The sequence below is a fragment of the Nocardia neocaledoniensis genome, assembly GCF_029868625.1.
Lineage (GTDB): Bacteria > Actinomycetota > Actinomycetes > Mycobacteriales > Mycobacteriaceae > Nocardia > Nocardia neocaledoniensis_A.
In genome coordinates, this window is record NZ_JARWOJ010000391.1 from 1 (window position 1) to 23,451 (window position 23,451).

20 protein-coding genes are annotated in these 23,451 nt (G+C 69.4%); 15 read left to right on the forward strand and 5 right to left on the reverse strand.

The window, feature by feature from the left end; all coding sequences use genetic code 11:
• Nucleotides 1-237: 237 nt before the first annotated feature.
• On the reverse strand, nucleotides 238-1,488 hold the full coding sequence (gene urtA, locus QH270_RS30890; protein ID WP_280347891.1) for an urea ABC transporter substrate-binding protein: 1,251 nt from the start codon (nucleotides 1,486-1,488) through the stop codon (nucleotides 238-240).
• Nucleotides 1,489-1,817: 329 nt separating this feature from the next.
• Here urtA and QH270_RS30895 point away from each other — a divergent pair, with 329 nt between their 5' ends.
• Nucleotides 1,818-3,647, forward strand: coding sequence for an acyl-CoA dehydrogenase (locus tag QH270_RS30895; RefSeq protein WP_280347893.1), 1,830 nt, complete (start codon nucleotides 1,818-1,820; stop codon nucleotides 3,645-3,647).
• Nucleotides 3,648-3,651: 4 nt separating this feature from the next.
• On the opposite strand, the gene ramB is transcribed toward QH270_RS30895, so the two are convergent.
• A complete protein-coding gene (ramB, locus tag QH270_RS30900) occupies nucleotides 3,652-5,058 on the reverse strand; it encodes an acetate metabolism transcriptional regulator RamB (protein WP_280347895.1) in 1,407 nt (468 codons plus the stop codon).
• 94 nt (nucleotides 5,059-5,152) lie between these two features.
• On the opposite strand from ramB, the gene QH270_RS30905 reads away from it, so the two are divergent.
• The 5 genes from QH270_RS30905 to QH270_RS30925 are packed head-to-tail and all read left to right on the forward strand — an operon-like array spanning nucleotide 5,153 to nucleotide 9,233.
• A complete protein-coding gene (locus QH270_RS30905) occupies nucleotides 5,153-6,661 on the forward strand; it encodes an ATP-dependent DNA ligase (RefSeq protein WP_280347897.1) in 1,509 nt (502 codons plus the stop codon).
• A gap of 30 nt (nucleotides 6,662-6,691) precedes the next feature.
• Nucleotides 6,692-7,864 (forward strand): inorganic phosphate transporter, encoded by a 1,173-nt coding sequence (locus tag QH270_RS30910; protein WP_280347899.1) that lies wholly within the window; start codon nucleotides 6,692-6,694, stop codon nucleotides 7,862-7,864.
• Between the two features lie 12 nt (nucleotides 7,865-7,876).
• Nucleotides 7,877-8,158 carry a hypothetical protein gene (locus QH270_RS30915; protein WP_280347900.1) on the forward strand — a complete coding sequence of 94 codons (282 nt, stop codon included), beginning with the start codon at nucleotides 7,877-7,879 and terminating at the stop codon, nucleotides 8,156-8,158.
• Entirely contained in the window at nucleotides 8,155-8,511 is a 357-nt protein-coding gene (locus QH270_RS30920) for a DUF3349 domain-containing protein (RefSeq protein ID WP_280347902.1), read from the forward strand. The genes QH270_RS30915 and QH270_RS30920 overlap by 4 nt, the downstream gene beginning before the upstream one ends.
• Before the next feature lie 50 nt (nucleotides 8,512-8,561).
• Nucleotides 8,562-9,233, forward strand: a complete 672-nt coding sequence (locus tag QH270_RS30925; protein WP_280347904.1) for a TetR/AcrR family transcriptional regulator — start codon at nucleotides 8,562-8,564, stop codon at nucleotides 9,231-9,233.
• A gap of 59 nt (nucleotides 9,234-9,292) precedes the next feature.
• Here the strand turns inward: QH270_RS30925 and QH270_RS30930 are convergent, their stop codons facing one another.
• The 3 genes from QH270_RS30930 to QH270_RS30940 form a co-directional block, all read right to left on the reverse strand.
• Nucleotides 9,293-10,312, reverse strand: a complete 1,020-nt coding sequence (locus QH270_RS30930; protein ID WP_233001019.1) for an alpha/beta hydrolase — start codon at nucleotides 10,310-10,312, stop codon at nucleotides 9,293-9,295.
• A gap of 171 nt (nucleotides 10,313-10,483) precedes the next feature.
• Nucleotides 10,484-11,500: an XdhC family protein gene (locus QH270_RS30935; RefSeq protein ID WP_280220712.1), complete on the reverse strand. Its 1,017-nt coding sequence runs from the start codon at nucleotides 11,498-11,500 to the stop codon at nucleotides 10,484-10,486.
• Nucleotides 11,501-11,514: 14 nt separating this feature from the next.
• The gene (locus tag QH270_RS30940) at nucleotides 11,515-12,114 is read right to left on the reverse strand and encodes a nucleotidyltransferase family protein (RefSeq protein ID WP_280347906.1); all 600 of its coding nucleotides are present in this window, start codon (nucleotides 12,112-12,114) and stop codon (nucleotides 11,515-11,517) included.
• 125 nt (nucleotides 12,115-12,239) lie between these two features.
• Here QH270_RS30940 and uraD point away from each other — a divergent pair, with 125 nt between their 5' ends.
• From uraD to puuE, 9 genes are all read left to right on the forward strand, one after another.
• A complete protein-coding gene (gene uraD, locus QH270_RS30945; RefSeq protein WP_280347907.1) occupies nucleotides 12,240-12,731 on the forward strand; it encodes a 2-oxo-4-hydroxy-4-carboxy-5-ureidoimidazoline decarboxylase in 492 nt (163 codons plus the stop codon).
• Nucleotides 12,728-13,045, forward strand: coding sequence for a hydroxyisourate hydrolase (gene uraH, locus QH270_RS30950; protein WP_280347909.1), 318 nt, complete (start codon nucleotides 12,728-12,730; stop codon nucleotides 13,043-13,045). Before uraD ends, uraH begins: the two co-directional genes overlap by 4 nt.
• Before the next feature lie 8 nt (nucleotides 13,046-13,053).
• Complete coding sequence (pucL, locus tag QH270_RS30955; protein WP_280347911.1) at nucleotides 13,054-13,947, forward strand: factor-independent urate hydroxylase; 894 nt, start codon at nucleotides 13,054-13,056, stop codon at nucleotides 13,945-13,947.
• The gene (locus tag QH270_RS30960; RefSeq protein WP_280347913.1) at nucleotides 13,935-15,305 is read left to right on the forward strand and encodes an 8-oxoguanine deaminase; all 1,371 of its coding nucleotides are present in this window, start codon (nucleotides 13,935-13,937) and stop codon (nucleotides 15,303-15,305) included. The genes pucL and QH270_RS30960 overlap by 13 nt, the downstream gene beginning before the upstream one ends.
• 291 nt (nucleotides 15,306-15,596) lie before the next feature.
• Nucleotides 15,597-16,442, forward strand: coding sequence for an FAD binding domain-containing protein (locus QH270_RS30965; protein ID WP_280347914.1), 846 nt, complete (start codon nucleotides 15,597-15,599; stop codon nucleotides 16,440-16,442).
• Nucleotides 16,443-16,662: 220 nt separating this feature from the next.
• Nucleotides 16,663-19,989 (forward strand): molybdopterin cofactor-binding domain-containing protein, encoded by a 3,327-nt coding sequence (locus QH270_RS30970; protein WP_280347916.1) that lies wholly within the window; start codon nucleotides 16,663-16,665, stop codon nucleotides 19,987-19,989.
• On the forward strand, nucleotides 19,956-21,218 hold the full coding sequence (locus QH270_RS30975; protein ID WP_432420458.1) for a DUF6986 family protein: 1,263 nt from the start codon (nucleotides 19,956-19,958) through the stop codon (nucleotides 21,216-21,218). Before QH270_RS30970 ends, QH270_RS30975 begins: the two co-directional genes overlap by 34 nt.
• Before the next feature lie 170 nt (nucleotides 21,219-21,388).
• Nucleotides 21,389-22,360, forward strand: coding sequence for an allantoicase (gene alc, locus QH270_RS30980; RefSeq protein WP_280347920.1), 972 nt, complete (start codon nucleotides 21,389-21,391; stop codon nucleotides 22,358-22,360).
• 59 nt (nucleotides 22,361-22,419) lie between these two features.
• Nucleotides 22,420-23,316, forward strand: a complete 897-nt coding sequence (gene puuE / locus QH270_RS30985) for an allantoinase PuuE (protein ID WP_280347922.1) — start codon at nucleotides 22,420-22,422, stop codon at nucleotides 23,314-23,316.
• Nucleotides 23,317-23,451: the final 135 nt, after the last annotated feature.

Here is a 23,451-nt window from a genome sequence, read left to right on the forward strand (position 1 = left end):
TGGCCGGCCTGCCCGACCAGCTGACCCTGCCGACCGACCGGCCGCGTCCGGCCCGGCAGAGCCTGCGCGGCGACAAGGTGAGCTTCACCGTCGACGCCGAGCTGCACGCCGCACTGATCGCTCTCGGTCGCGGGGCCGCCCCCCCGCCGCCCCCCCGCCCCCGGGCCCCGGGGGGGGGGCCCCCGGGGGGGGGGGGCGTGCCTGGGGGGCCGCGAACACGTCGCGGCCACGCGACAGCTACTTCAAGCCCTTGGCCCAGTCGTAGGACTTCAGGTACGGGTCGGGGGTGATCGCCTTGCCGGAATCCCAGACCGTGTAGATCAGGCCGTCCGGGCGGATCTCACCGATGCGGGCGGTCTTGGTGATGTGGTGGTTGGCGCCGTCGATGGTGACGGTGCCCTCCGGCGCCTCGAAGCTGACGCCGTCGGCCGCGGCCTGCACGTCGGCCACCGCGAACGACTTCGCCTTCTCGACGGTGTTCTTCCACAGGTAGACCGAGGCGTAGGCGGCCTCCATCGGGTCCGAGGTCGGCTTGTCGGCGCCGTAGGCGGCCTTGTAGTCGGCGACGAACTTCTTGTTCGCCGGGGAATCGACGGTCTGGTAGTAGTTCCAGGCGGTCAGCTGGCCCGCGATGTTCTGCGCGCCGATACCGGCGACCTCCTCCTCGGCGATCGACACCGAGACCACCGGCATCTCAGTGGCTTTCAGGCCCGCGTTGGTGTACTCGCGGAAGAAGGCCACATTGGAATCGCCGTTGAGGGTGTTGAACACCGCGCCCGCCTTGGCATTACGGACCTTGTTGATGATGGTGGAGAAATCGGTGGAGCCCAGCGGGGTGTAGTCCTCGCCCTTGATCTCGATGCCGTTGGCCGCGGCGTAGGCCTTGATCTCGCGGTTGGCGGTCTGCGGGAAGACGTAGTCCGAGCCGACCAGGTAGAGGGAGGTGATCCCCTTCTGCTTCAGGTAGTCCAGCGCGGGCACGATCTGCTGGTTGGTGGTGGCGCCGGTGTAGAAGATGTTCTTCGAGTCCTCGAGGCCCTCGTACTGCACCGGGTAGTAGAGCAGCGAGTTCAGGCTCTCGAACTTGGGCTTCATCGCCTTGCGGCTCGACGAGGTCCAGCCGCCGAACACCGCGGCGACACAGTCGGAGCTGATCAGCTTCTCCGCCTTCTCGGCGAAGGTCTTCGGGTCCGAGGCGCCGTCTTCCTTGATGATCTCGATCTTCTTGCCGAGCACCCCGCCTGCGGCGTTGATCTGGTCGATCGCCAGCTTGGTCGAATTGGCCACGGTCACTTCGGAAATGGCCATGGTGCCCGAGAACGAGTGCAGCGAACCGACCTTGATCGTGTCCTTGGAGGTGTCGAGGCAGGACGCGGCGGTCGAGCCGGACGACGCGTCGTCACGGGCACCGCAACCGGTGAGCAACAGGCCGGCGAGGGCCACCGCGGCAGGCGCGACGAGCGCCTTGACCACACGGGAATCAGACATGGGACGGTTCTCCTCATCAGGTGTTACGGCGGCGCCATGCGCGCCACAACGAACACCACCGCTGCGCCCGTGTACACCGGGTTGTATACAGCGGCTGTATTCGTGAGCGGAACAGTAGAGGGAACATGTTGCACCGGAATATCTCTCGGTCACGCGCCCGTTTCGTCTGTTTCGTCCGTGTGAACAATTGCTCCGCGCCGGTGCGCCGAGTCCGCGCGCCTACGCTTGCGTAGGGAGACCGCGGTGCGGCACGCTTCGAATTCGTACGACGTCGAACAGCCGAATCACGCGGCGCTCGGGCCGCGGGTGGTCAGTCGAGGAGGAGCCCAGTGGGGCACTACAAGGCCAACGTGCGTGACATCGAGTTCAACCTCTTCGAGGTGCTGAGCCTCGACAAGCTCCTCGATACCGGCGCCTACGGCGACCTGGACTCCGACACGGTGCGGCAGATCCTCGACGAGGTGAAGCGCCTGGCCGAGGGCCCGATCGCGGAGTCCTTCGCCGCCGCCGACCGTGAGCCGGTGGTCTTCCGGCCCGACACCTTCGACATCTCGGTGCCGGAGCCGCTGCGCAAGACGGTGGCCGCGGTGCACGAGGCGGGCTGGTACCGGCTCGGCATGCCAGAGGGCATGGACGGTACCCCCGCGCCGAACGTGCTGCTGTGGGCGATCAACGAGCTCGTCATCTGCGCCAACCCCTCGGCCAGCTTCTTCAACATGGGTCCGCTGATGGGCTCGGTGCTCTACGAGGTGGGCACCGAGGAACAGAAGCGCTGGGCGCGTGGCGGTTTCGAGCGCGGCTGGCAGGGGACCATGGTGCTCACCGAGCCCGACGCCGGCTCCGACGTCGGCGCCGGCCGCACCAAGGCCGTGCCGCAGCCGGACGGGTCGTGGCACATCGAGGGCGTGAAACGGTTCATCTCCGGCGGCGACGTGGGCGAGGTGGCGGAGAACATCTTCCATCTCGTCCTCGCCCGGCCGGAAGGCGCCGGACCCGGCACCAAGGGGCTTTCGCTGTTCTACGTGCCCAAGTTCCTCTTCGATCCCGAGACGATGGAACTCGGCGACCGCAACGGCGTCTACGTGACCGGGGTCGAGCACAAGATGGGCATCAAGTCCTCGCCGACCTGCGAACTCACCTTCGGCGGCACGTCGGTCCCGGCCAAGGGCTGGCTGGTCGGCGACGTGCACAACGGCATCGCGCAGATGTTCAAGGTGATCGAGAACGCGCGCATGACCGTCGGCGTGAAGTCGTCGGGAACGCTCTCGACCGGCTATCTGAACGCCCTCGAATACGCCAAGACGCGCGTGCAGGGCGCGGATCTGACCCAGATGGCCGACAAGGCCGCGCCGCGGGTGACCATCACCCATCATCCCGATGTGCGCCGCTCACTGGCCATGCAGAAGGCCTACGCGGAGGGGCTGCGGGCGGTGTATCTGTATACCGCCGCGCATCAGAACGCCGACGTGGCCCAGCTCGTGTCCGGCGCCGACGCCGAGCTGGCGCACCGCGTCGACGACCTGTTGCTGCCGATCGTCAAGGGCGTCGGTTCCGAGCGGGCCTACCAGTTGCTCACCGAGTCACTGCAAACTTTCGGCGGTTCCGGGTACCTGCAGGACTATCCGATCGAGCAGTACATCCGCGACGCCAAGATCGACTCCCTCTACGAGGGCACCACCGCGATCCAGGCCCAGGACTTCTTCTTCCGCAAGATCGTTCGCGATCGCGGGACGGCGCTGGCGCACGTCAACGCGCAGATCACCGCGTACCTGGACAACGACTCGGGTCGCTTCGCCACCGAGCGCGCCCTGCTGCGCACCGCCCAGTCCGACGTCCAGGCGATGGCGGCCACCCTCACCGGCTACGCCATGGCGGGCCAGACCGACCCCACCGAGCTCTACAAGGTGGGCCTCGGCTCGGTGCGCTTCCTCATGTCGATGGGCGACCTGCTCATCGCCTGGCGCCTGCTCGTCCAAGCCGACATCGCCGCCGCGGCCCTCACCGCCGACGCCGCCCCCAAGGACCGCCCCTTCTACCAGGGCAAAGTAGCCGCCGCCACCTTCTTCGCCAAGAACGTCCTCCCCGAACTCACCGCCACCAGAACCATCCTCGCCACCCTCGACAACGACATCATGTCCATCCCCGAGGAAGCCTTCTGACGCGCTACTTGATCAGGTAAGGGGGGACGGAGCTGCGGTGTTCGCTGATGTCGAGGGCCTTGCCGAGTGGGGGGAAGGCGCGTTGGGGGCAGTTGGAGCGGACACAGACGCGGCAGCCCGCGCCGATGGGGGTGGCTGAGGCCTCGCCGAGGTCGATGCCGTCGGCGTAGACGACGCGGCCCGCGTGGCGCAGTTCGCAGCCCAGGCCGATGGCGAAGGTCTTGCTGGGCTGGCCGTAGCGGGTGGCGCGCCGTTCGACCGTGCGCGCCACCCAGAGGTATTTGCGGCCGTCGGGCATCTGGGCGATCTGGGTCATGATCTTGCCGGGGTAGGCGAAGGTCTCGTAGACGTTCCAGAGCGGGCAGGTGCCGCCGCTGGCGGAGAAGTGGAACCCGGTGGCGGACTGGCGTTTCGACATGTTGCCCGCGCGATCGACACGCACGAACGAGAACGGCACGCCACGCAGGCTCGGCCGCTGCAAGGTCGAGAGCCGATGACAGATCGTCTCGTAGCTCTGCGAGAAGAACGCGGACAGCCGCTCGATGTCGTAGCGGAAATCCTCGGCCACCTCGTGGAAGTGGTTGTAGGGCAATACCGTCGCGGCCGCGAAGTAGTTGGCCAGGCCGAGCATGGCGAGCTTGCGCGCCGCCTCGGAGGCGAAATTGCCCTCCTCGACCAGCTTTTCGAGCAGCGGCCCGCACTCCAGATAGGCGAGCTCGGCCGCCAATTTGAAGGTGCGCTGCCCGCCGGACAGGTGCGGGGAGATCTCGAGCTGCTTGGTCTCGGGATCGTAGTGGTGCAGCACGCCCTCGCCGAGATCGATCCGCTCGACGATCCGCACATCGTGCGAGCGCAGCAGCCGCACGATCTCGGTGCTCACCTCGCCGCCGTGGAAACGGATGCGCGCGGTGAGTTCCTCGGCCGCCGTATCGAGTTCGTGGATGTAGTTCTGCCGCTGATAGAAGTAGTCGCGTACCTCCTCGTGCGGCTTGGAGATCGCGGCGCTGCCCGAGCCGTCGGAGAACCGGTCCTCGGTGGCTGCGGCCAGCTGGGCGCTGGTGTTGCGGTACCGGTTGTGCATGGCGACGAGCGCACGCGCCATGCTCGGATGCGCCGAGACCATGTCGGCGATCTCCTGGGTGTCGGCCTCGATGCCGAGCTCGGCGTCCATGACGACTTCCTGTAGCTCGGCGATGAGCCGGGTGTCGTCCTGGGCGGAGAAGAAGGCGGGGTCGACGCCGAAGACCTCGTTGATCCGCTTGAGTACCGGCACCGTCAGCGGGCGCACGTCGTGCTCGATCTGATTGAGATAGCTGGCCGAGATCTCCAGCTTCTGGGCCAACGCGACCTGGCTCAGACCGCGCTCGGTCCGCAGCTGGCGCAGCCGCGCACCGACATAGGTCTTGGCCATGTGTCCAGCTTATGGCCGGTTTCGCAGACTTGCCAACGGAACCTTAACAGCGTGGGGTGAGCGATGTGTCACACCGTCGCGCTACCGTCAGCGGGTGCTGTTCAGCGAAGTGGTCGCGGCCTCGGCGGCCGTGCGCGCGACCAGGTCACGCAAGGCGAAGATCGCCGCGCTGGCCGAGTTGCTCGCGTCCGCCGGACCGACGGAGATCGCGACGGTGGTGGCCTGGCTCTCCGGCGAGCTGACGCAGGGCCGGATCGGGGCCGGGTGGCGCACCGTCACCGGCTTGGACACCCCACCCAGCGCCGAGGCGAGCCTCACCGTCGAGGCTGTCGACGCCGTCTTCACGCGATTGACCGGCCTCAGCGGCACCGGCTCCACCCTGCGCCGGCGCGAACTGCTGACCGACCTGTTCACCGCCGCCACCGCCGACGAACAGTCCTTCCTGCTGCGCCTGCTCACCGGCGAACTGCGCCAGGGCGCGCTGACCGCGATCGTCGTGGAAGCCCTGGCGAAGGCCACCGGCATCCCCATCGAGGTGGTGCGTCGAGCGCACATGCTGTCGGGACAGCTGCCCGCGACCGCCGTGGTCGCCGTCACCGGCGGCGCGGCGGCGCTGAGCGCGTTCCGGCTCGAGGTGGGCAGACCGGTCGCGCCGATGCTTGCCTCACCGGGTGGCTCCCTCGACGAGGCGCTGGCCGAACTCGGCCCGCGCGTGAGCGTGGAACACAAACTCGACGGCGCCCGCATCCAGGTACACCGCCAGGACGAGCAGGTGTGGATCTTCACCAGGACCCTGCGCGACATCACCGCCGGTGTGCCCGAGCTGGTGGAACTCGTGCGCGGGCTCGCCTGCACCAGCGTGGTTCTCGACGGGGAGACCCTCGCGCTCACCGACGCGGGCCGACCGCGCCCGTTCCAGGAGACGATGAGCCGCTTCGCCACCGTCGCCGACACCACCGAGCTGCTGCTGCACCCGTACTTCTTCGACTGCCTGCACCTGGACGGCCGTGACCTGCTCGACGAACCGCTGCACGCGCGCCGCACCGCGCTGGAGCTGGTGGCGGGCGAACACGCCATCCCCGCCCTCGTCGCGCCCGACGCGGAGGCCGCCGCCGAGTACTACGACGACGCGCTCGCCGTCGGCAACGAGGGCGTGATGATCAAATCGCTCGACGCGCCGTATGCCGCCGGCAGGCGCGGCAAGTCCTGGCAGAAGATAAAACCGGCGCACACCCTCGACCTGCTGGTGATCGGCGCCGAATGGGGCTACGGCCGCCGCACCGGCTTTCTGTCGAATCTGCACCTGGCCGCGCGCGATGAGGAGACCGGGGAACCGGTGATGGTCGGCAAGACGTTCAAGGGCCTCACCGACGAATTGCTGCGCTGGCAGACCGCCGAATTCCCGCGCTATCAAACCGGTACCGACGGGCACGCCGTATTCCTTCGCCCGGAACTCGTCGTCGAGATCGCCCTCGACGGTGTGCAGACGAGTACGCGATACCCCGGCGGCGTCGCGCTGCGATTCGCGCGGGTCGTGCGATATCGCCCGGACAAGGAGCCCGCGCAGGCCGACACCATCGCCACCGTGCGGGCTCTCGGCTGAACCCGGATCGGCATACGACACACTGTTCGGGTGAGCGCCGAACTAATGGTCCTGTTGATCGTCATCATCACAGCTCTCGTCTTCGACTTCACCAACGGCTTCCACGACGCGGCCAACGCGATGGCGACCTCGATCGCCACCGGCGCGCTGCGGCCGCGGGTGGCGGTGGCGCTGTCGGGCGTGCTGAACCTGATCGGCGCGTTCCTGTCGGTGGCGGTGGCGGCCACGGTCGCCAAGGGCATCGTGAAGCTGGACGCGGTGACCGGCCACGATCTGCTGGTGATCGTGTTCGCCGGGCTCGTCGGCGGCATTCTGTGGAATCTGCTGACCTGGCTGCTCGGGTTGCCGTCGAGTTCCTCGCACGCGCTGTTCGGCGGCATCATCGGCTCGACGATCGCCGCGCTCGGCTGGAGCGGCGTGATCTGGTCCTCGGATTCGGGCGGTGTGCTGGTCAAGATCGTGCTGCCCGCGCTGCTGGCGCCGGTGATCGCGGCGGGCGTCGCGGCCGTGGCCACTTTCCTCGTCTACCGCATCACCCGTGGCGTCGACCAGGACAAGACGACCCAGGGTTTCCGCTGGGGCCAGATCGGCTCGGCCTCGCTGGTCTCGCTCGCGCACGGCACCAACGACGCGCAGAAGACGATGGGCGTCATCTTTCTCGCGCTGGTCGCCCACGGTTCACTCGACAAGGACGACCACATGCCGCTGTGGGTGATGGCGGTCTGCGCGGTCGCGATCGCGCTGGGCACCTACCTGGGCGGCTGGCGGATCATCCGCACGATGGGCAAGGGCCTGGTCGAGATCGAGTCGCCGCAGGGCATGGCCGCCGAATCGACCTCGGCCGCGATCATCCTCACCTCGGCGCACTTCGGGCTGCCGCTGTCGACCACCCAGACCGCCACCGGCTCGATCCTCGGCACCGGCCTCGGCAAGGGCGCCGAGGTGCGCTGGGGTGTGATGGGCCGGATGGCCGTCGCCTGGCTGCTGACCCTGCCGATGGCGGGCATCGTCGGCGCGATCTGCTGGGCCATCGCCCACTTCATCGGCGGCCTGCCCGGCGTGCTGGTGGTGTTCGCGATCCTGATCAGCGGTTCGCTCGGCATCTACCTGTGGTCGCGGCGTGATCCGGTGGGGACCCACAATGTGAACGAGTGGCCCGGCGACGCGCCGCGGTCCTCGTCCGAACAGAACCACGCCGGTTAGAAGGGAGCGATCGTGCAATCCGTGATCACGAATCTGAGTTCACTGTGGGAAGTGGTGCTGGCCGCGCTCGTCTTCGGCGCCGGTGTGCCCGCCGTATTCGCGCTCGCGGTGCGCTGGTGGGCCAAAGCGGAAACGGTCGACGCCGACGGCCGCGTGCACCGGAATTATCCGGCGCTCACCGGGGCGCTGCTGTGCCTGACTCTCATCATCGTGGTGGTGATCACCGGAATCCTGTTCACCGCCAAGGCATTCATCGCACACCAGTTCGGCATCCAGCTGTTCGGCCAATCATGAGCGAGGAACCGATGACCGATCCGTCACCCACGCCGGCCGTACGCCGCAATCTGCTCGCGCGCGTTCTCGGCTGGTTGCGCGCGGGATATCCGCAGGGCATTCCGCAGTCCGACTATGTCGCGTTGTACGCGGTGCTGCACCGCCATCTCACCGAGTACGAGGTGCGCGCGATCGGCGCGAAGCTGATCGAGGCCAATCCCGAGCGGGAAGCGATCAGCGAGGCCGAGATCGAAGCGGCCATCGCGGATTTCGCCAAGGAGCAGCCCGCGCCCGCCGATGTCGCGCGCGTCGCCTCGCATCTGGCCGCGGGCGGCTGGCCATTGGCGCAACCGCTCGATGACGGTGAGCTTTAACAGTTTTCGATTCCCCGGGCTGTGCCGCGTTCGCGCGCTAGCATGCACGGGTGGTTCGGCGTGCGCAAGAAACCGATAGTGGTCGCAATTATGGTGGATTATCACGACAGCAGCGAGTAGCGCTGCGGCGTAATCGATTGACCGACGCCGCGCTGGAACTATTCGGTACCCAGGGTTATTCGGCGACGTCGATCGAGCGCTTGTGCGCGACGGCGAATGTGTCCACTCGCAGTTTCTACGAGGACGTCGGCAGCCGCGAGGCGCTGTTGATCGCCCTGGTCGACCGGTTGAACACGGCCGCGCTGCGCCGCGTCGACGAGGCGCTGGCTCGTACCGGCGAAGATCCGCTGGTGGTGCGCGTGGTGGAGAGTTTCCGCGCGTTCCTCGCGGTGACCTGCCGTGATCGCCGAGCCGCTCGCGTGTTCTACGTCGAGGTGGTCGGGGTGAGCCCGGCGGTCGAGGAATGGCGGCGCGCGCAACGGCGCTCGGTGTCCGGACTGCTCACCAGGGAAGCGCAGCGCGCCGCCGAACGCGGCGAAGCCGAATCGCGCAGCGTGCATCTGTTCACCCTCGCGTTGATCGGCGCGGTGAATTCTCTCGCGCAGGAGATGGTGCACGCCACCGTGCCGGGCGACGCGATTTCGGTCGACGAGATCTGTGACGAGATCGCCTATTTCATCCGATCGGGGCTCTCGGTCCGGCCGAGCGCGCTGCCCACCTGAGCTACTAAAACCGGTCGGCATCCTATGTATGCCTCCCGTTTTTCGGGTTCAGGGGGAAATCAGATTCCCATGCCCTGGGCCAGCAGCGGCCAGGACTCGTGCAGGGCCTGCTCCCAGTACGGCCAGTAGTGGGTGCCCATCGGGGTGAACTGGTAGGTCGCGGGGATGCCCAGCGAGTCCAGCTTGGCCTTCAGGTTCTGGCTGCAGGCGTTGGTCGCGGCCTCGATGCCGACACCGAGACCCAGGTTCACCACACCCATCGGGCCGGGCGAGCCGTTGAGGTAGTAGGCCACGTCGGCGTTGGTGGGCATACCGCTACCGCTGGAGATGTAGAGGTTGGTGCCGCGCAGCTTCTCGGCGTTGATGACCGGGTCGTTCTCGACCCAGGCCGGGTCGTTGTCGGCGCCGTACATGTTGGCGGTCTTGCCGCCGGCCCAGGTCTCGACGGAGAACTTGACGGCCTGCTTGCCCATCGGGTCGGCGATCTGCGCGCAACCGGAGTAAGCCGCGACGGACTTGAACAGGCCCGGCTTGGCCTCGGCCAGCTGCAGCACCGAGGTGCCGGAGGTGGACAGACCGGCCAGCGAGTTCAGGCCGGTCGAGCCGAGGGTGGCGTCGAGCAGCGGCGGCAGCTCCTGGGTGAAGAAGGTGGTCCACTTGTTCAGGCCGAGGCGCGGGTCCTCCTGCTTCCAGTCGGTGTAGTAGCTACCGCGGCCACCGATCGGCTGGATGACATTGACCTGCTTGTCGGCCAGGAAGCCGAGCGCGTTGGTCTGCGCGGCCCAGCTCGCGGAGCCTTCGCCCGCGTCCAGGCCGTTGAGCATGTAGAAGTTCGGTGCCGGCTTGGACTCGTCGACCGGACGCTGCACGTCGATCGTGATGTCCTTCTTCATCGCCGCCGAGTACACCTTCAGATGCCAGGTGCGTCCGTCCTTGACGACTGATGTCACCGACGAGGACTTCTCGGGTTCGGCCGAGGCGGCGCCGCCACCGGCGATCACCGCCACGGACATCGCGGCGGTCAGAGCCACGGCGGTGGTTCGCAGGGCGGCCACGGTACGTAGTGCAGAGAGCTTCATCGAACAGTCGGTTCCAGTCCACGGGCCCATCGCGGACCCGTCATCGCATGCTTCCCCCCGCAGGCCGAGCCGTGCTCGGCGCGACGGGGCTGTCAGATACCTGTCGACACTCTATGTCCTCTCGCGCGACCGAATCGTTACCGGCTCGCGAATCGAGAGTGTCGAGTGTGACTAGATCGCCATGCCCACGGTGGCCGACCCGAAGTCCCGGCGCGCGGACAGGCGCAGGCCCGCGCGCGAGGCCAGGAAGTCGGCGGTGACGAAGACAGCGGTCTCGGCCGGGGTACGCGGGCCGGACTCGAGCCCGGCGGGCACGTGCAGGCGGGCCAGCGTCGGCTCGTCGAAGCCGCCGGCGCGCAGGTCGTCGAGGCGGCGGGCCTGGTCGGCGGGGGAGCCGAGCGCGGCCAGGTAGCCCAGTTCCGGCAACCGCAGGGCGACGGTGAGCAGGGGGATCTCGAAGCGCGGCTCGTTGGCCAGCACCACGATGCCGGTGCTGCTGTCGACCTCGCCCGCGGCCGAGAGCGTGTTGAGGTAGCGGTGCGGCCAGTCGACGACGACCTCGGCCCCGGGGAACGACCCCGGGTCGGCGAATTCGGGCCGCGAATCGCAGATGCTGACCCGGTAGCCGATCATCCTGGCCTGCGCGGCGAGGGTGGCGGCGTAGGCGTTCGCGCCGAAGATGATCAGCCGCGGCGGCGGGCAGTAGGAGGCGACGAACAGATCCGATTCGGGCAGGGCGACGAGTTCGGTGGCGTGCTTGCGATCGGTGACCAGATGCTGACCGATCACATCGGGATCCTGATTCCACACGACCGTGAATACGGTGACCCGGCGATGGGCCTGGATATCGGCGGCGATGGCGGGGAATTCGGGAAAATCGCGGCAGGAGAACGGCTCGACGAAGATATCGACGAGTTCGCCTTCGTCGGATCCCGATTCCATTCCGGTGATCAGGCTGTAGCGACGTAGTTGCCGGATCCCGGTTTGCGCGGCTTCCATAGCGGCCGCGTACACGGTCTCCTCGAGCCGCCCCGACGCGATCGATCCGAAGACTCCGCCGTTGGGGGTGACCAGCATCCCCGATCCGATCGGCAGCGCGTTCGTGCCGATGGTACGGACCACGGTGGCGAGGCCGCCGGTACGGCCCGAATGCCACACTCGCAGAAGGTCATCGACGATATCGCGCATATCTCAAACTCCGATCACCGTGCGCCGTCTTCCGGGAAATCGCGATCGGTCCCTGTCGCCAAGTCGGCGCACGTGACGCACACCATATCCTGTCTCCCGCCCAAATAGGAACCGGCACCGGCATCCCCGCCGACAACAGCGGAAATGGCTTTCCAGTGCTTGTTCTCGATCACAACGGGGTGGCCAGGTGTGTCGAGAAACACAGCGCGGGCGAGGCCGCTCTCGCTCGCCACGGCCGCGCCGAGTACCCGGGCGACGACTTCGGCGCCGATATCGGGAACGTCGACGGGCAGGAACGCCACATAGCGGGTGCCCGCCTCGGCGGCCGCGCGCAGCCCGGCGCGCACTGTCGCCGACAGCCCGGTGGCCCAGTCCGCGACCCACCGCCACTCGGTGCCCGGCGGCAGCGCCACCGTCGCCGGATCGGGGCCCGTCGCGCCGAGCAGCACGATCACCGGGGCGCAGCCGCCGGCGCGCAGGGCGGTGATCGCCGCGCGCAGCCAGGCGCCGTCCGCGGCGAGTGCCTTGGGTTTGCCGAACCGCGTGCCCGCGCCCGCCGCCAGGACGATGCCCGTGCACGAGGCGTGCGCGGGCGGCGATTCGATCGGGGGCATGGCGACGACGCTAATCAGCGCATATTGCCGCTCGATTACGGCAGGGGAGCGCGAGGGCGACGACACGCCGACGTGACCGAGCACACACGCTGGCGGCGTCTCGGTGATGGGGAGATGCTGGATCGATGACGAGCGAAGCGACCGGCCTCGCGGACTTCAACGACGTGCCCGCCGAGGCCGCTGAGGCGGCATTGCTTACCTGTTGCTCCGCGCCACGCTGGGCGCGGGCGGTCGCCGCCGCGCGTCCGTACGACAGCGTGGACGCCCTGCTGGCCGCCGCCGACGCGGCGCTGGCCGCGCTCGACGATGCCGAGCTCGACGAGGCGCTGGCCGGGCATCCGCGGATCGGGGACCGGCCGACCTCGGCGGCCTCGGCGCGCGAGCAGTCCGGGGTTTCCGGTGCCGCGGTGTTCGCCGCGCTGGCCGAGGGCAATCGCGCCTATGAGGAGAAGTTCGGCCATCTCTACCTGGTCTGCGCGGCAGGACGCGACGGCGAGGAGCTGCTCGCCGTCCTGCGCGCGCGGCTGGACAACGATCCGACGACCGAAAGGCAGGTCATGCGCACCGAATTGGCGAAGATCAACCGACTGCGGCTCACCCGGCTGGTGACGCCGTGACCAGCCTGAGCACGCATGTCCTCGACGCGGTGCGCGGCGTACCCGCCGCAGGCGTCGCCGTCTGGCTGACGCGCGGTGAACAGCGCCTCACCGAGGCGCTCACCGACGCCGACGGCCGGGTGAAGGAACTCGCCGCCGGCCTGAATCCCGGCGACTACCGCCTGTTCTTCGACACCGGCGGCTATTTCGCGGCGCAGGGTGTGGAGACCTTCTATCCCGAAATCTGCGTCACGTTCACGGTGGGTGAGCAGCCGCATCTGCATGTGCCGCTGCTGTTGTCGCCGTTCGCCTATTCCACCTACCGAGGAAGCTGAGGACACCGATGGCATTGAGTGGCCCGATCGTGTTGACCGACAACCGCTATGGCAAGGCCGAGAACCGTGTTGTGCGCTTCTACCGGGAGAACGCGCGGCACGAGATCCGGGACGTGAATGTCTCCACCACTCTGCGTGGTGATTTCGCGGCAGCGTATACCGAGGGTGATCAGCGTCACGTCCTGCCCACCGATACGCAGAAGAACACGGCGTTCGTGTTCGCCAAGCGGCCGGGGCTCGACACGATCGAGGATTACGCGATCGCGCTGGCCACGCATTTCGTCGACACGGTCGAGCCGGTCTCGAGCGCACGGGTCGACGTGGAATCGTTCGGCTGGCAGCGGGTGCCGATCAACGGCTCCGAGCACGACCACACCTGGAAACGGCAGGGCCCCGAGGTGCGCACCGCGGCGGTGACGGTGGCGGGTCACCAGACCTGGGTGGTCGGCGGGATCAAGGATCTGGTGGTGCTCAAGTCAACCGGTTCGGAATTCGCCGACTTCCTGACCGACGACTACACGACCCTCGCCCCGACGCGCGATCGCGTACTGGCGACGGCACTCGACGTGCGGTGGCGGTTCGCCGAGATCGCCGGCTTCGATTGGGACGAGGTGTACGCGGGCATCGAGGCCACGCTGCTCGAGCTGTTCGCCACCACCTACTCCAAGGCGCTGCAACAGACCCTGTACGCCATGGGAACCGCTGTGCTGGAACGTTTCCCGATGCTCGCCGAGATCCGCCTCGCGGCGCCGAACAAACATCACTTCGACTACGACCTCGCCAGGTTCGGCGTCGAAAACAACGGTGAGGTGTTCTGGGCGGCCGACCGCCCCTACGGGTCCATCCACGCGACCTTGCAGCGCGCGGACGCACCGGAAGCGGGGCCCGCATGGCTGCCGTGAGCGCGCCGGATCTGCTGATCGACGGGTGCGCGGTGGTGACCGTCGACGGCGCCGGGACCGAATACCGAACCGGTTGGGTGTCGTTGCGGGGCAACAGGATCGACGCGCTCGGCGCGGGCCGGGCGCCCGACTTCGGGCCGGAGGTGGCGCGCATCGATGGGCGCGGCTGCCTGCTCACCCCGGGGCTGGTGAACACCCACCATCACCTCTATCAGTGGATCACCCGGGGCCTCGCCGCGGACAGCACCCTGTTCGAGTGGCTGCGGACGCTGTACCCGGTGTGGGCGCGGATCGACGAGAAGTCCGTGCGGGTGGCGGCGACCGGGGCGCTGGTCTCGCTGGCCCGCAGCGGCTGCACGACCTCGTCGGATCACCACTACGTCTTCCCGCGCGGCGGCGGTGACCTGCTGGCCGCCGAGATCGGCGCGGCCGCGACGGTGGGGCTGCGGTTCCATCCGGCGCGCGGCTCGATGGATCTCGGCCAGAGCCAGGGCGGGTTGCCGCCCGACGAGGTGGTCGAGTCGATCGACGACATCCTCGCCGCGAGCACCGCCGCGATCGAGCAGTGGCACGATCCGTCGTTCGACGCGATGGTGCGGATCGCCCTGGCGCCGTGCTCGCCGTTCTCGGTGACAGGTGATCTGATGCGTGAATCCGCGGCGCTGGCCAGGTCGGCGGGGGTGCGGCTGCACACCCATCTGGCCGAGACCGTCGACGAGGAGGAGTTCTGCCGGGAAAAATTCGGCAGTACCCCCGCGCAGTACATGGAACGGCTCGGCTGGGTGGGCGCCGACGTCTGGTTCGCCCACGCCGTGCACCTCGACGATCCCGCGATCGCCACCATGGCGCGCACCGGCACCGGGGTCGCGCACTGCCCGACCTCCAACGGCAGGTTGGGCGCCGGGATCGCGCGGACCGCCGATCTGGTGGCGGCCGGGGTGCCGGTCGGCCTCGGCGTCGACGGTGCCGCGAGCAACGAGTCGAGTTCGATGCTCGAGGAACCGCGCAACGCCCTGCTCTACGCCAGGGCGGTCGGCGGCCCGGACGCGATGACGGTGCGCACCGCATTGGAACTGGCCACCATGGGCGGTGCGCGGGTGCTCGGCCGGGAGACCGAAATCGGCTCGATCGAGCCGGGCAAACTGGCCGACCTCGCCCTGTGGCGGCTCGACACCCCCGCGCACGCCGGAATCGACGACCCGGTGGTCGCACTGGTACTCGGCTCCGCGCCGCCACTGGCCGCGCTGCTGGTGAACGGCCGCGAGGTGCTGCGCGACGGTGTGATGACGACGGTCGACGAGGAATCGGTGGGCGCCGATGTCGCCCAGGCGCAGGCCACGCTGGTCGCGGGAGCGTGAGCGCGCGACGGCGTGGGGTCGCCGGTCTCGATGAGTGAGTCGTTGGGCGTGGACCGCGCGCGCTCCGTTTGCGCACGGCCGTGCCGTCAGCCGGGCGTCGGTCGGCCAGTGCCCACGCGCGTGTCCGGGTGCGGGCCGCGCGGTGCGGTGCTGAGCTGCGGAGATGGCGCGGTCGGCGCACACTGGATGGCGGTACACCGGGTTAACCGCCCCGCAATCGACGGCGGGTGTCGCGCAACATCGTGGCAACTCACGGCCCCTACTGTGGCTGGTGAGGTAAGCGAGGTGAACATGGATCTCGAGACAGTCCGGGAGGTGGTTCTGGCCCGCGACCGCGCCGATCTGGCGCAGCTCGGCGCGGGCAGCGCCGTCCTGGCGGGCGGGACCTTCCTGTTCTCCGAGCCGCACGACCACCTCGACCGGCTGATCGACATCACCACCCTCGGCTGGACGCCGATGGTGGAACAACCCGAGGGTCTCGAGATCGCCGCGACCTGCACCCTCGCCGAACTCGCGGGCGCCGCGCCGGGCCGGGAACTCGGCTCGGCGGTCCTGTGCCCGGAGTGGCCCGGCACGGCGCTGTTCGCGCAGGCGTGCCGCGCCCTGCTGGCCTCGCACAAGATCTGGCGCACCGCGACCGTCGGCGGGAATGTGTGTCTGTCGCTGCCCGCGGGCGCGGTACTCGGCGCACTCGTCGCCCTGGACGCGACGATGGTGATCTGGCCGCGCGGCGGGGCGGAGCGCCGAATCCCGCTGCGTGACTTCGTGACCGGCCCTGGGGAGAACATCCTCGCGACCGGCGCCGTGGTGCGGTCGTTCCTGGTTCCGACATCGAGCCTGGTGGCGCGCACCAGTTTCCGCAAGATCGCCCTGGCGCCCCTCGGACGTTCCGGCGCGGTCGTGATGGGTCGCCGCACGGCCGACGGCCGCTGCGCGATCACGGTGACGGCCGCGACCGTGCGGCCTGTCGTCCTCGAATTCGACCGCACACCTACCGAATTCGAGGTTGCCGCCGCGCTGTCCGAGCTTGACCCGGACGTGTGGTTCGACGACCCGCACGGTGCGCCGGACTGGCGTGCCCACGTGACCGGACTATTGGCCGCCGAGGTGGCCGCGGAACTCGGCGGGCCGAGATGACTTCGAGCACGCGCGTCAGGGGCGGTCCGGGCGGATATCCGCGGCTCACGTTCGCCGATGCCGCTGTGGCAGGGCACCGACCTGCGCGGACCGGGAGACGAAGGTCGTCGCTGGTGAATCCGGTCGCTCTCGGCGGCGGCGATACGCGCCTCGGCGCCGCGCCGGATGCGGAGATCGGGGCGGGCGCGCTGGTAACGACGACGAGGCCGGGAGGTGGTTCATGAGGCTGGAGGTCGACGGACGCGCGGTCGAGGTGACCGCGCGTCCCGGACAGTGCCTGCGCACCCTGCTGCGGGAGGCGGGTGAGCTCGCGGTCAAGAAGGGCTGCGATTCCGGGGATTGCGGCGCGTGCTCGGTCCTGCTCGACGGTGCACCGGTCCACTCCTGCCTGATCCCTGCCCACCGCGCCGACGGGCACACGGTGACGACCGCGGCCGGTGTCGGTGCTGCCGACGGCCCGAATCCGGTCCAGCGCGGCTTCCTCGAACACGCCGGCTTCCAATGTGGTTTCTGCACAGCGGGAATGGTCGTCACCGCGACGGGACTGGCGACGGCACGCTCGATAGCCGAGGGTGCCGGCTCGGCCACCCCGACGACCGGTGCCGATGGCGATTGCCTGACTGCCCACAGTGCCAGTGGCGAGAGCCACGGCTTGCCGGTGGCGGCATCGGCTGTCGCCGACAGCGAGTTCGCCGAGCTGCTGAAGGGAAACCTCTGCCGCTGCACCGGCTACCGAGCCATCGCCGATTCCTGTGCATCCCTGTGGACAACTTCGGCGTCCCCGGGCGAGACCGGTCAGCCCACTCGGCCGGCGGTGCCCAGCGGACCCGCCGACCACGCGCACTCCGCGCCGGATCCGTCGGCGGGTGCAGGATCGCCTCCCGCGGAGCCTGGCTGTCCCGGGGACGCCCACACTGTCGCCTCGCCGGAACCAGCGAGCGGCACGGCCGGTCGCCCCGCTCGGGCGCAGTCGATCGTCGACTCGGACCCGGCAGTGCCTGGTCCACGCCCGCCTCAGCTGGGTTCGGGCGCCGCTACGGCGGGCCACTCGGAACCTGGCTTGGATTCGGCCGATGCCGCCGATCGCCGGGGTACGCCCGCGTCGGTTGCTTCGCCGAGCGCGGATGAGTCCTCGGTCGCAGAAGGGCCGGGTGCCGGCTCGTACGCGGAGGGCGAGGTCGAGCGGACGACGGTATCGGTGGGGGATGGGCCCGAGGTCGGGGCGACCGCAGTGGCGGCGGTCGCCGCGAGGGTCGGGGCGGGGCACGGAGTCGGGCAGGTGGGGGACGGGGTGCGTGCTCCCGCGGGGGCCCGGATCGTGCGGGGCGCCGAGCCGTTCACGCTCGACGTCGTTCCCGGAGCGGGGGAACAGGACCCGCCGGTGGCGCCGTGGCATCTGGCGGTGTTGGCGAGTCCGCATCCACACGCGCGCATCGTGTCCATCGATACCGCTGCGGCACAGGATGTCCCGGGCGTACGTGCCGTCTTCACCCATGCCGACGCGCCGGCCGCAGCCTTCTCGACCGCCCGTCACGAGCTGCGGGAAGACGACCCGGACGACACCGTCGTCCTCGATCGGACGGTGCGATTCGCCGGACAGCGGGTGGCCGCCGTCGTCGGCGACACCATCGGCGCCGCGCGCGCCGGAGTGCGCGCCCTGCGGGTCGAATACGAGGTATTGCCAGCCATTTTCGATCCGGCGGAGGCGCTCACCGAGTCCGCCCCCAAGCTGCACGCGGACAAGCGTGCGGCTCGGATCGCCGATCCCGACCGCAACGTCGTAGCCGAGATCCACGGCGGTGTCGGCGAATTCGACGCGGCCGTCGCGGCTTCCGCCGAAGTGGTCCGCGGCGTGTGGCATTCGCCGCGCGTGCAGCACGTCCACCTGGAAACCCACGGCGGTGTCGGCTGGCTCGACGACGCGGGCAGGCTCGTCATCCGGTCGAGCACCCAGGTGCCGTTCCTCGTGCGCGACGAACTGTGTCACGTCTTCGGGCTGGCGCGCGACCGGGTGCGCGTGTTCGCCACCAGGGTGGGCGGCGGCTTCGGCGCGAAGCAGGAGATGCTGGCCGAGGACCTGATCGCGCTGGCGGTACTGCGGACCGGGCACCCGGTGCAGTACGAATTCACCCGCATCGACGAATTCACCTCGGCGACCTGCCGTCACCCCATGCGGGTCGAGGTCACCGCGGCCGCCGACGCGTCCGGCACGCTGACCGCGCTCGCCGTCGATGTGCTCGCCGACGCGGGCGCCTACGGCAATCACAGCGCGGGCGTGCTGTTCCATGCCGTCGGCGAATCGGTGGCCGTCTACCGCTGTGCGAACAAGCGGGTCGACGCGAAGGCGTTGTACACCAACAACATTCCCTCCGGCGCCTTCCGCGGGTACGGGCTCGGTCAGGTGATCTTCGGTGTCGAATCCGCCATCGACGAGCTGGCCCGCAGGCTCGGCATCGACCCGTTCGACTTCCGCCGCCGCAATGTCGTGGTGCCCGGGGACCGATTCACCGGCGCCGAGATCGACGAGAGCGACCTGACCTTCGGCAGCTACGGCCTCGACCAGTGCCTCGACACCGCCCAGCGGGCGCTGCGCCGGGGCAACGGCGTCACCGCGCCCGGGCCGGACTGGCGGGTCGGCGATGGCATGGCCGTCGCCATGATCGCGACCGTCCCGCCGCGCGGGCATCACGCCGACGCCACAGCCGCCCTGTGCGCCGACGGCATGTACGAGATCGGTGTCGGTACAGCGGAATTCGGCAACGGCACCACCACGGTCCACGCCCAGCTCGCGGCGACCGCGCTGGCGACGGCCGCCGACCGAATCAGGGTCAGGCAAGCCGACACCGATGTCGTCGGCCACGACACCGGCGCCTTCGGCTCCACCGGCACCATGGTCGCGGGCAAGGCGACCTACGCGGCCGCGCTGGAACTGCACGCCATGCTGCTGGCCAGGGCGGCCAAGGTCTCCGGCCACCCCGAACGCGACTGTGTGCTCGAGGACGCTGGGGTGCGCTGCGGCGCCGAGCTGATCACTCCGGCGCTGCTGCTCGCCGACGGCGAACTCCGCGCGCACGGCACCCACGCGGGCACCCCGAGGTCGGTGAGTTTCAATGTGCACGCGTTCCGGGTCGCGGTGCGGCCGAGCACCGGCGAGGTGCGGGTGCTGCAATCGGTGCAGGTGGCGGACGCGGGCACCGTCGTGAATCCGGTGCAGCTGCGCGGCCAGGTGGAGGGCGGGGTCGCCCAGGCCATCGGCACCGCGCTCTACGAGGACCTGCGCACCGAGCACGGCGTGGTGACCACCAGGACACTGCGTCACTACCACATCCCACAGGTCGCGGATCTGCCCCGCACCGAGGTCTATTTCGCCGAAACCACTGACGAGTTGGGCCCGCTGGGTGCCAAATCGATGAGTGAGTCCCCGTACAACCCGGTGGCACCGGCGCTGGCGAACGCGATCCGCGACGCCGTCGGCGCCCGCCCGGACCGATTGCCGATGACCGCCGATCGCGTATGGCGGCTCGTCCAGGAAGGAACCGCCGGGTGAACGCCCATCTTCCCGCGCACATCCACGCCCGCGTCGACGCGGTGCTCGACGCCGTCGACACCGAACTGCGGGCGCGCTATCCCGGCGCTGGCGAGCGGGTGCAGCCCGTGCACACCGCCTACGTGGCCGCCGACCGCGCCACCGCCGCCACTCCCGCCGACTGGGGCGCCACCGCCCTCGACCTGCTCGATCGGCACGCCGAGTTCCTCGCCGGCCTCGACGCGACCGGCTGCGCACCCGCGGTCCGGCGCAGGCTCACCGAGCAGCCGATCCAGGATCTGCGCATCGACTTCGAGGACGGCTACGGTTTCCGCGCCGACGACGAGGAGGACGCGGCGGCGATCGCGGCGGGCAAGGTACTGGCGGGCTGGGCGGGTCAGCCGGGCGCGCCGTCCTCGTTCGGCATCCGTATCAAGGGGCTCGCCGCGAACGAACGCAGGCGCGCACTGCGCACGCTCGACCTCGTGCTCGACGCGGCGGGCGGTGCCCCGGACGGATTCGTTTTCACGGTCCCGAAGATCCGTGCCGCCCAGCAGGTCTCGGCGATCGTCGACCTGTGTTCGGGGCTCGAGAGCGGCTACGGCCTGCCCGACCGGACCCTGCGCTTCGAACTCCAGATCGAGAGCCCGCAGGCGATCATCGCGCCCGACGGCACCGCGCCGATCGCCCGCATGATCCAGCTCGCCGATGGGCGTTGCAGCGCACTGCATTTCGGCACCTACGACTACACCGCCGCCTGCGGCATCGCCGCCACCGACCAGGCCCTCGACCACCCGGCCGCCGACCACGCCAAAGCGGTGATGCAGGTCGCGGCGGCGCAGACCGGGGTGTGGATCTGTGACGGCTCCACCCAGATCGTCCCCGACACGAACCCGGAAGGTGCCTTCGCCAACCACTATCGCCTGGTCGAGCGAGCCCTGCGCCGCGGCTACTACCAGGGCTGGGACATGCATCCCGGCCACCTGATCACCCGCTGGCTGGCCACTTACGACTTCTTCCGGACCGCCACCGAGGTGGCGGTGCCGCGCCTGGTGGCCTACCTGGACCGGCGTTCCGGCGGCGTGGTCGACGAACCGGCGACCGCGGAAGCGCTGGCCACCACCGTGCTGCGCGGCTTGCGCTGCGGCGCCGTCACCGAGGGCGAACTCGCCTCGAGCGCACTCGAACTCGATGTCCCCGTCCTCGAGGCACTGGCCGCGCGCAAGCCCACGCCGCCGGACGCGCGATGACCCACCGGGGAGTGCCAGGGCATCGGCAGGCCAATGCCATGCGGCTCGGTCGATGTCGCGACCGGATGACCGCGGCGCGACGCTGATCCGGGCGGACGCGCGGCGACAAGCGCAGGCAGTACCCCATGGCGGGCGCGGACCCGCAGCACCTTCAGGCATAGGAGGCAACGGTGACCACACACCTCGGCGGCGACTTCACGCTGCTCCCCGATCTCGCTGTTCGATCGCTCGGCGGCGCGGTGATCTGGGCAAACGACGAGTTCTTCGCGGAGAAGGAGAACCTGATCAAGCCGGGACCCTCCGAGTACCAGCCGGCGACCTTCGGGCACAAGGGCCAGGTCTACGACGGCTGGGAGACGCGCAGGCATCGCGGCAGGCCCGGTGACGACAGCGCCGTCGTGCGGCTCGGCGTGGCCGGCGTGATCAGGGGCGTCGTCGTCGACACCGCCTGGTTCAAGGGCAACTATCCGCCCGAGGTGTCGGTCGCGGCGCTGGCGATCGAGGGCTACCCGCCCGCCGAGGAGATAGCCGCGCGCACCGACTGGGTTACCTTGCTCGACCGGGTGAAGGTCGGTGGCGACAGCCGCAATCCGTTCACCGTGGACGACGAGAACCGGTGGACCCATGTGAAACTCACCATGCACCCCGACGGCGGCGTCGCCCGGTTGCGGGTGCACGGCGAGGGCCGCCCCGACCCCGCGCTGCTCGGCCTCGGCCCGGTCGACCTGGCCGCCCTGGAGAACGGCGCCCTCGTCCTCGACTGCTCCAACCGCTTCTACAGCTCACCCAATCAGCTGCTCTACCCCGGCCTGGCCAGGGTGATGGGTGACGGCTGGGAGACGGCGCGTCGCCGCGACGACGGAAACGATTGGGTTCGTATCAAATTGGCCGGTCCGGGTTCGATCCGATTGGCCGAGGTCGACACCTCCTGCTTCCTCGGCAACAGCCCCGGCGCCGCCTCGCTCACCGGATTCACCAGCGACGGAACCGAAGTCGAGCTCTTGCCGCGGACCGATCTGCTGCCCGACACGAGGCACCGATTCGCCCTGAACCCTGCCGCCGCATCGGTCGAAGAGGTTCGGCTCGACATCTACCCCGACGGTGGCCTGGCCCGTTTGCGCCTCTACGGGGAGCTGCGGTGAACCGGGCATCGCGCGGCGATCGGGTGGATGTCGGCGGTCGGGCGACCGGAGCGCACGATATCCGCGACTTCGTCGGATACGGGCCGAATCCCCCCGACCCGCAGTGGCCCGGCGACGCGCGCGTCGCCGTGCAGTTCGTGCTGAATTACGAAGAGGGCGGGGAGAACAACGTCCTGGACGGGTCACCGCACTCGGAGACGTTCCTGTCCGAGATCACCCCCGCCGAGGCGTTCCCGAACCGGCACATGAGCATGGAATCGCTCTACGAGTACGGTTCCCGCGCCGGACTGTGGCGGGTGTTGCGCGCCTTCGAACGCCGCGATCTGCCGCTCACCATCTTCGCGGTCGCCCAGGCGATGCAGCGCAATCCCGAAGCGGTGGCGGCCTTTTCCGAACTCGGGCACGAGATCGCCAGCCACGGGCTGCGGTGGAAGTCCTACCAGCTCACCGACCGTGAGACCGAACGCGCCGACATGGCCGAGGCCGTCCGCGTCCTCACCGAGCTCACCGGGGCCGCCCCGCTGGGCTGGTACACCGGCCGCGATTCACCGAACACCCGCGAATTGGTCGTCGAACACGGCGGTTTCGTCTACGACTCCGATTCCTACGCCGACGACCTGCCGTACTGGACCGAAGTGCACGGCCGGCCCCACCTGGTCGTCCCGTACACCCTCGACACCAACGACATGCGCTTCGCCTCACCCGCCGGCTTCCCCAGCGGCGAACAGTTCTTCGCCCACCTCCGCGACGCCTTCGACGTCCTCTACCGCGAAGGCGCCGAAGGCAACCCGAAGATGCTCTCCATCGGCCTGCACTGCCGCCTCGCCGGCCGCCCCGCCCGCACCGCCGCCCTGGAACGCTTCCTCGACCACGTCCAAACCCACGACGGCGTCTGGATCACCCGCCGCATAGACATCGCCGAACACTGGCGAAAGCTCCACCCACCCCAGCTATGAACCAGGACCGGGCCCCCCCCCCCCCGGCGGGGCCGGGGGGTGGGGGGCGGGCCCCCCCCCCCGGGGGGCGGCGGGGGGGGGGTGGGGGAGCCACGCCCCCGCCGCGGGGGGGGGGGGGGGGGGGGGGGGGGGGTG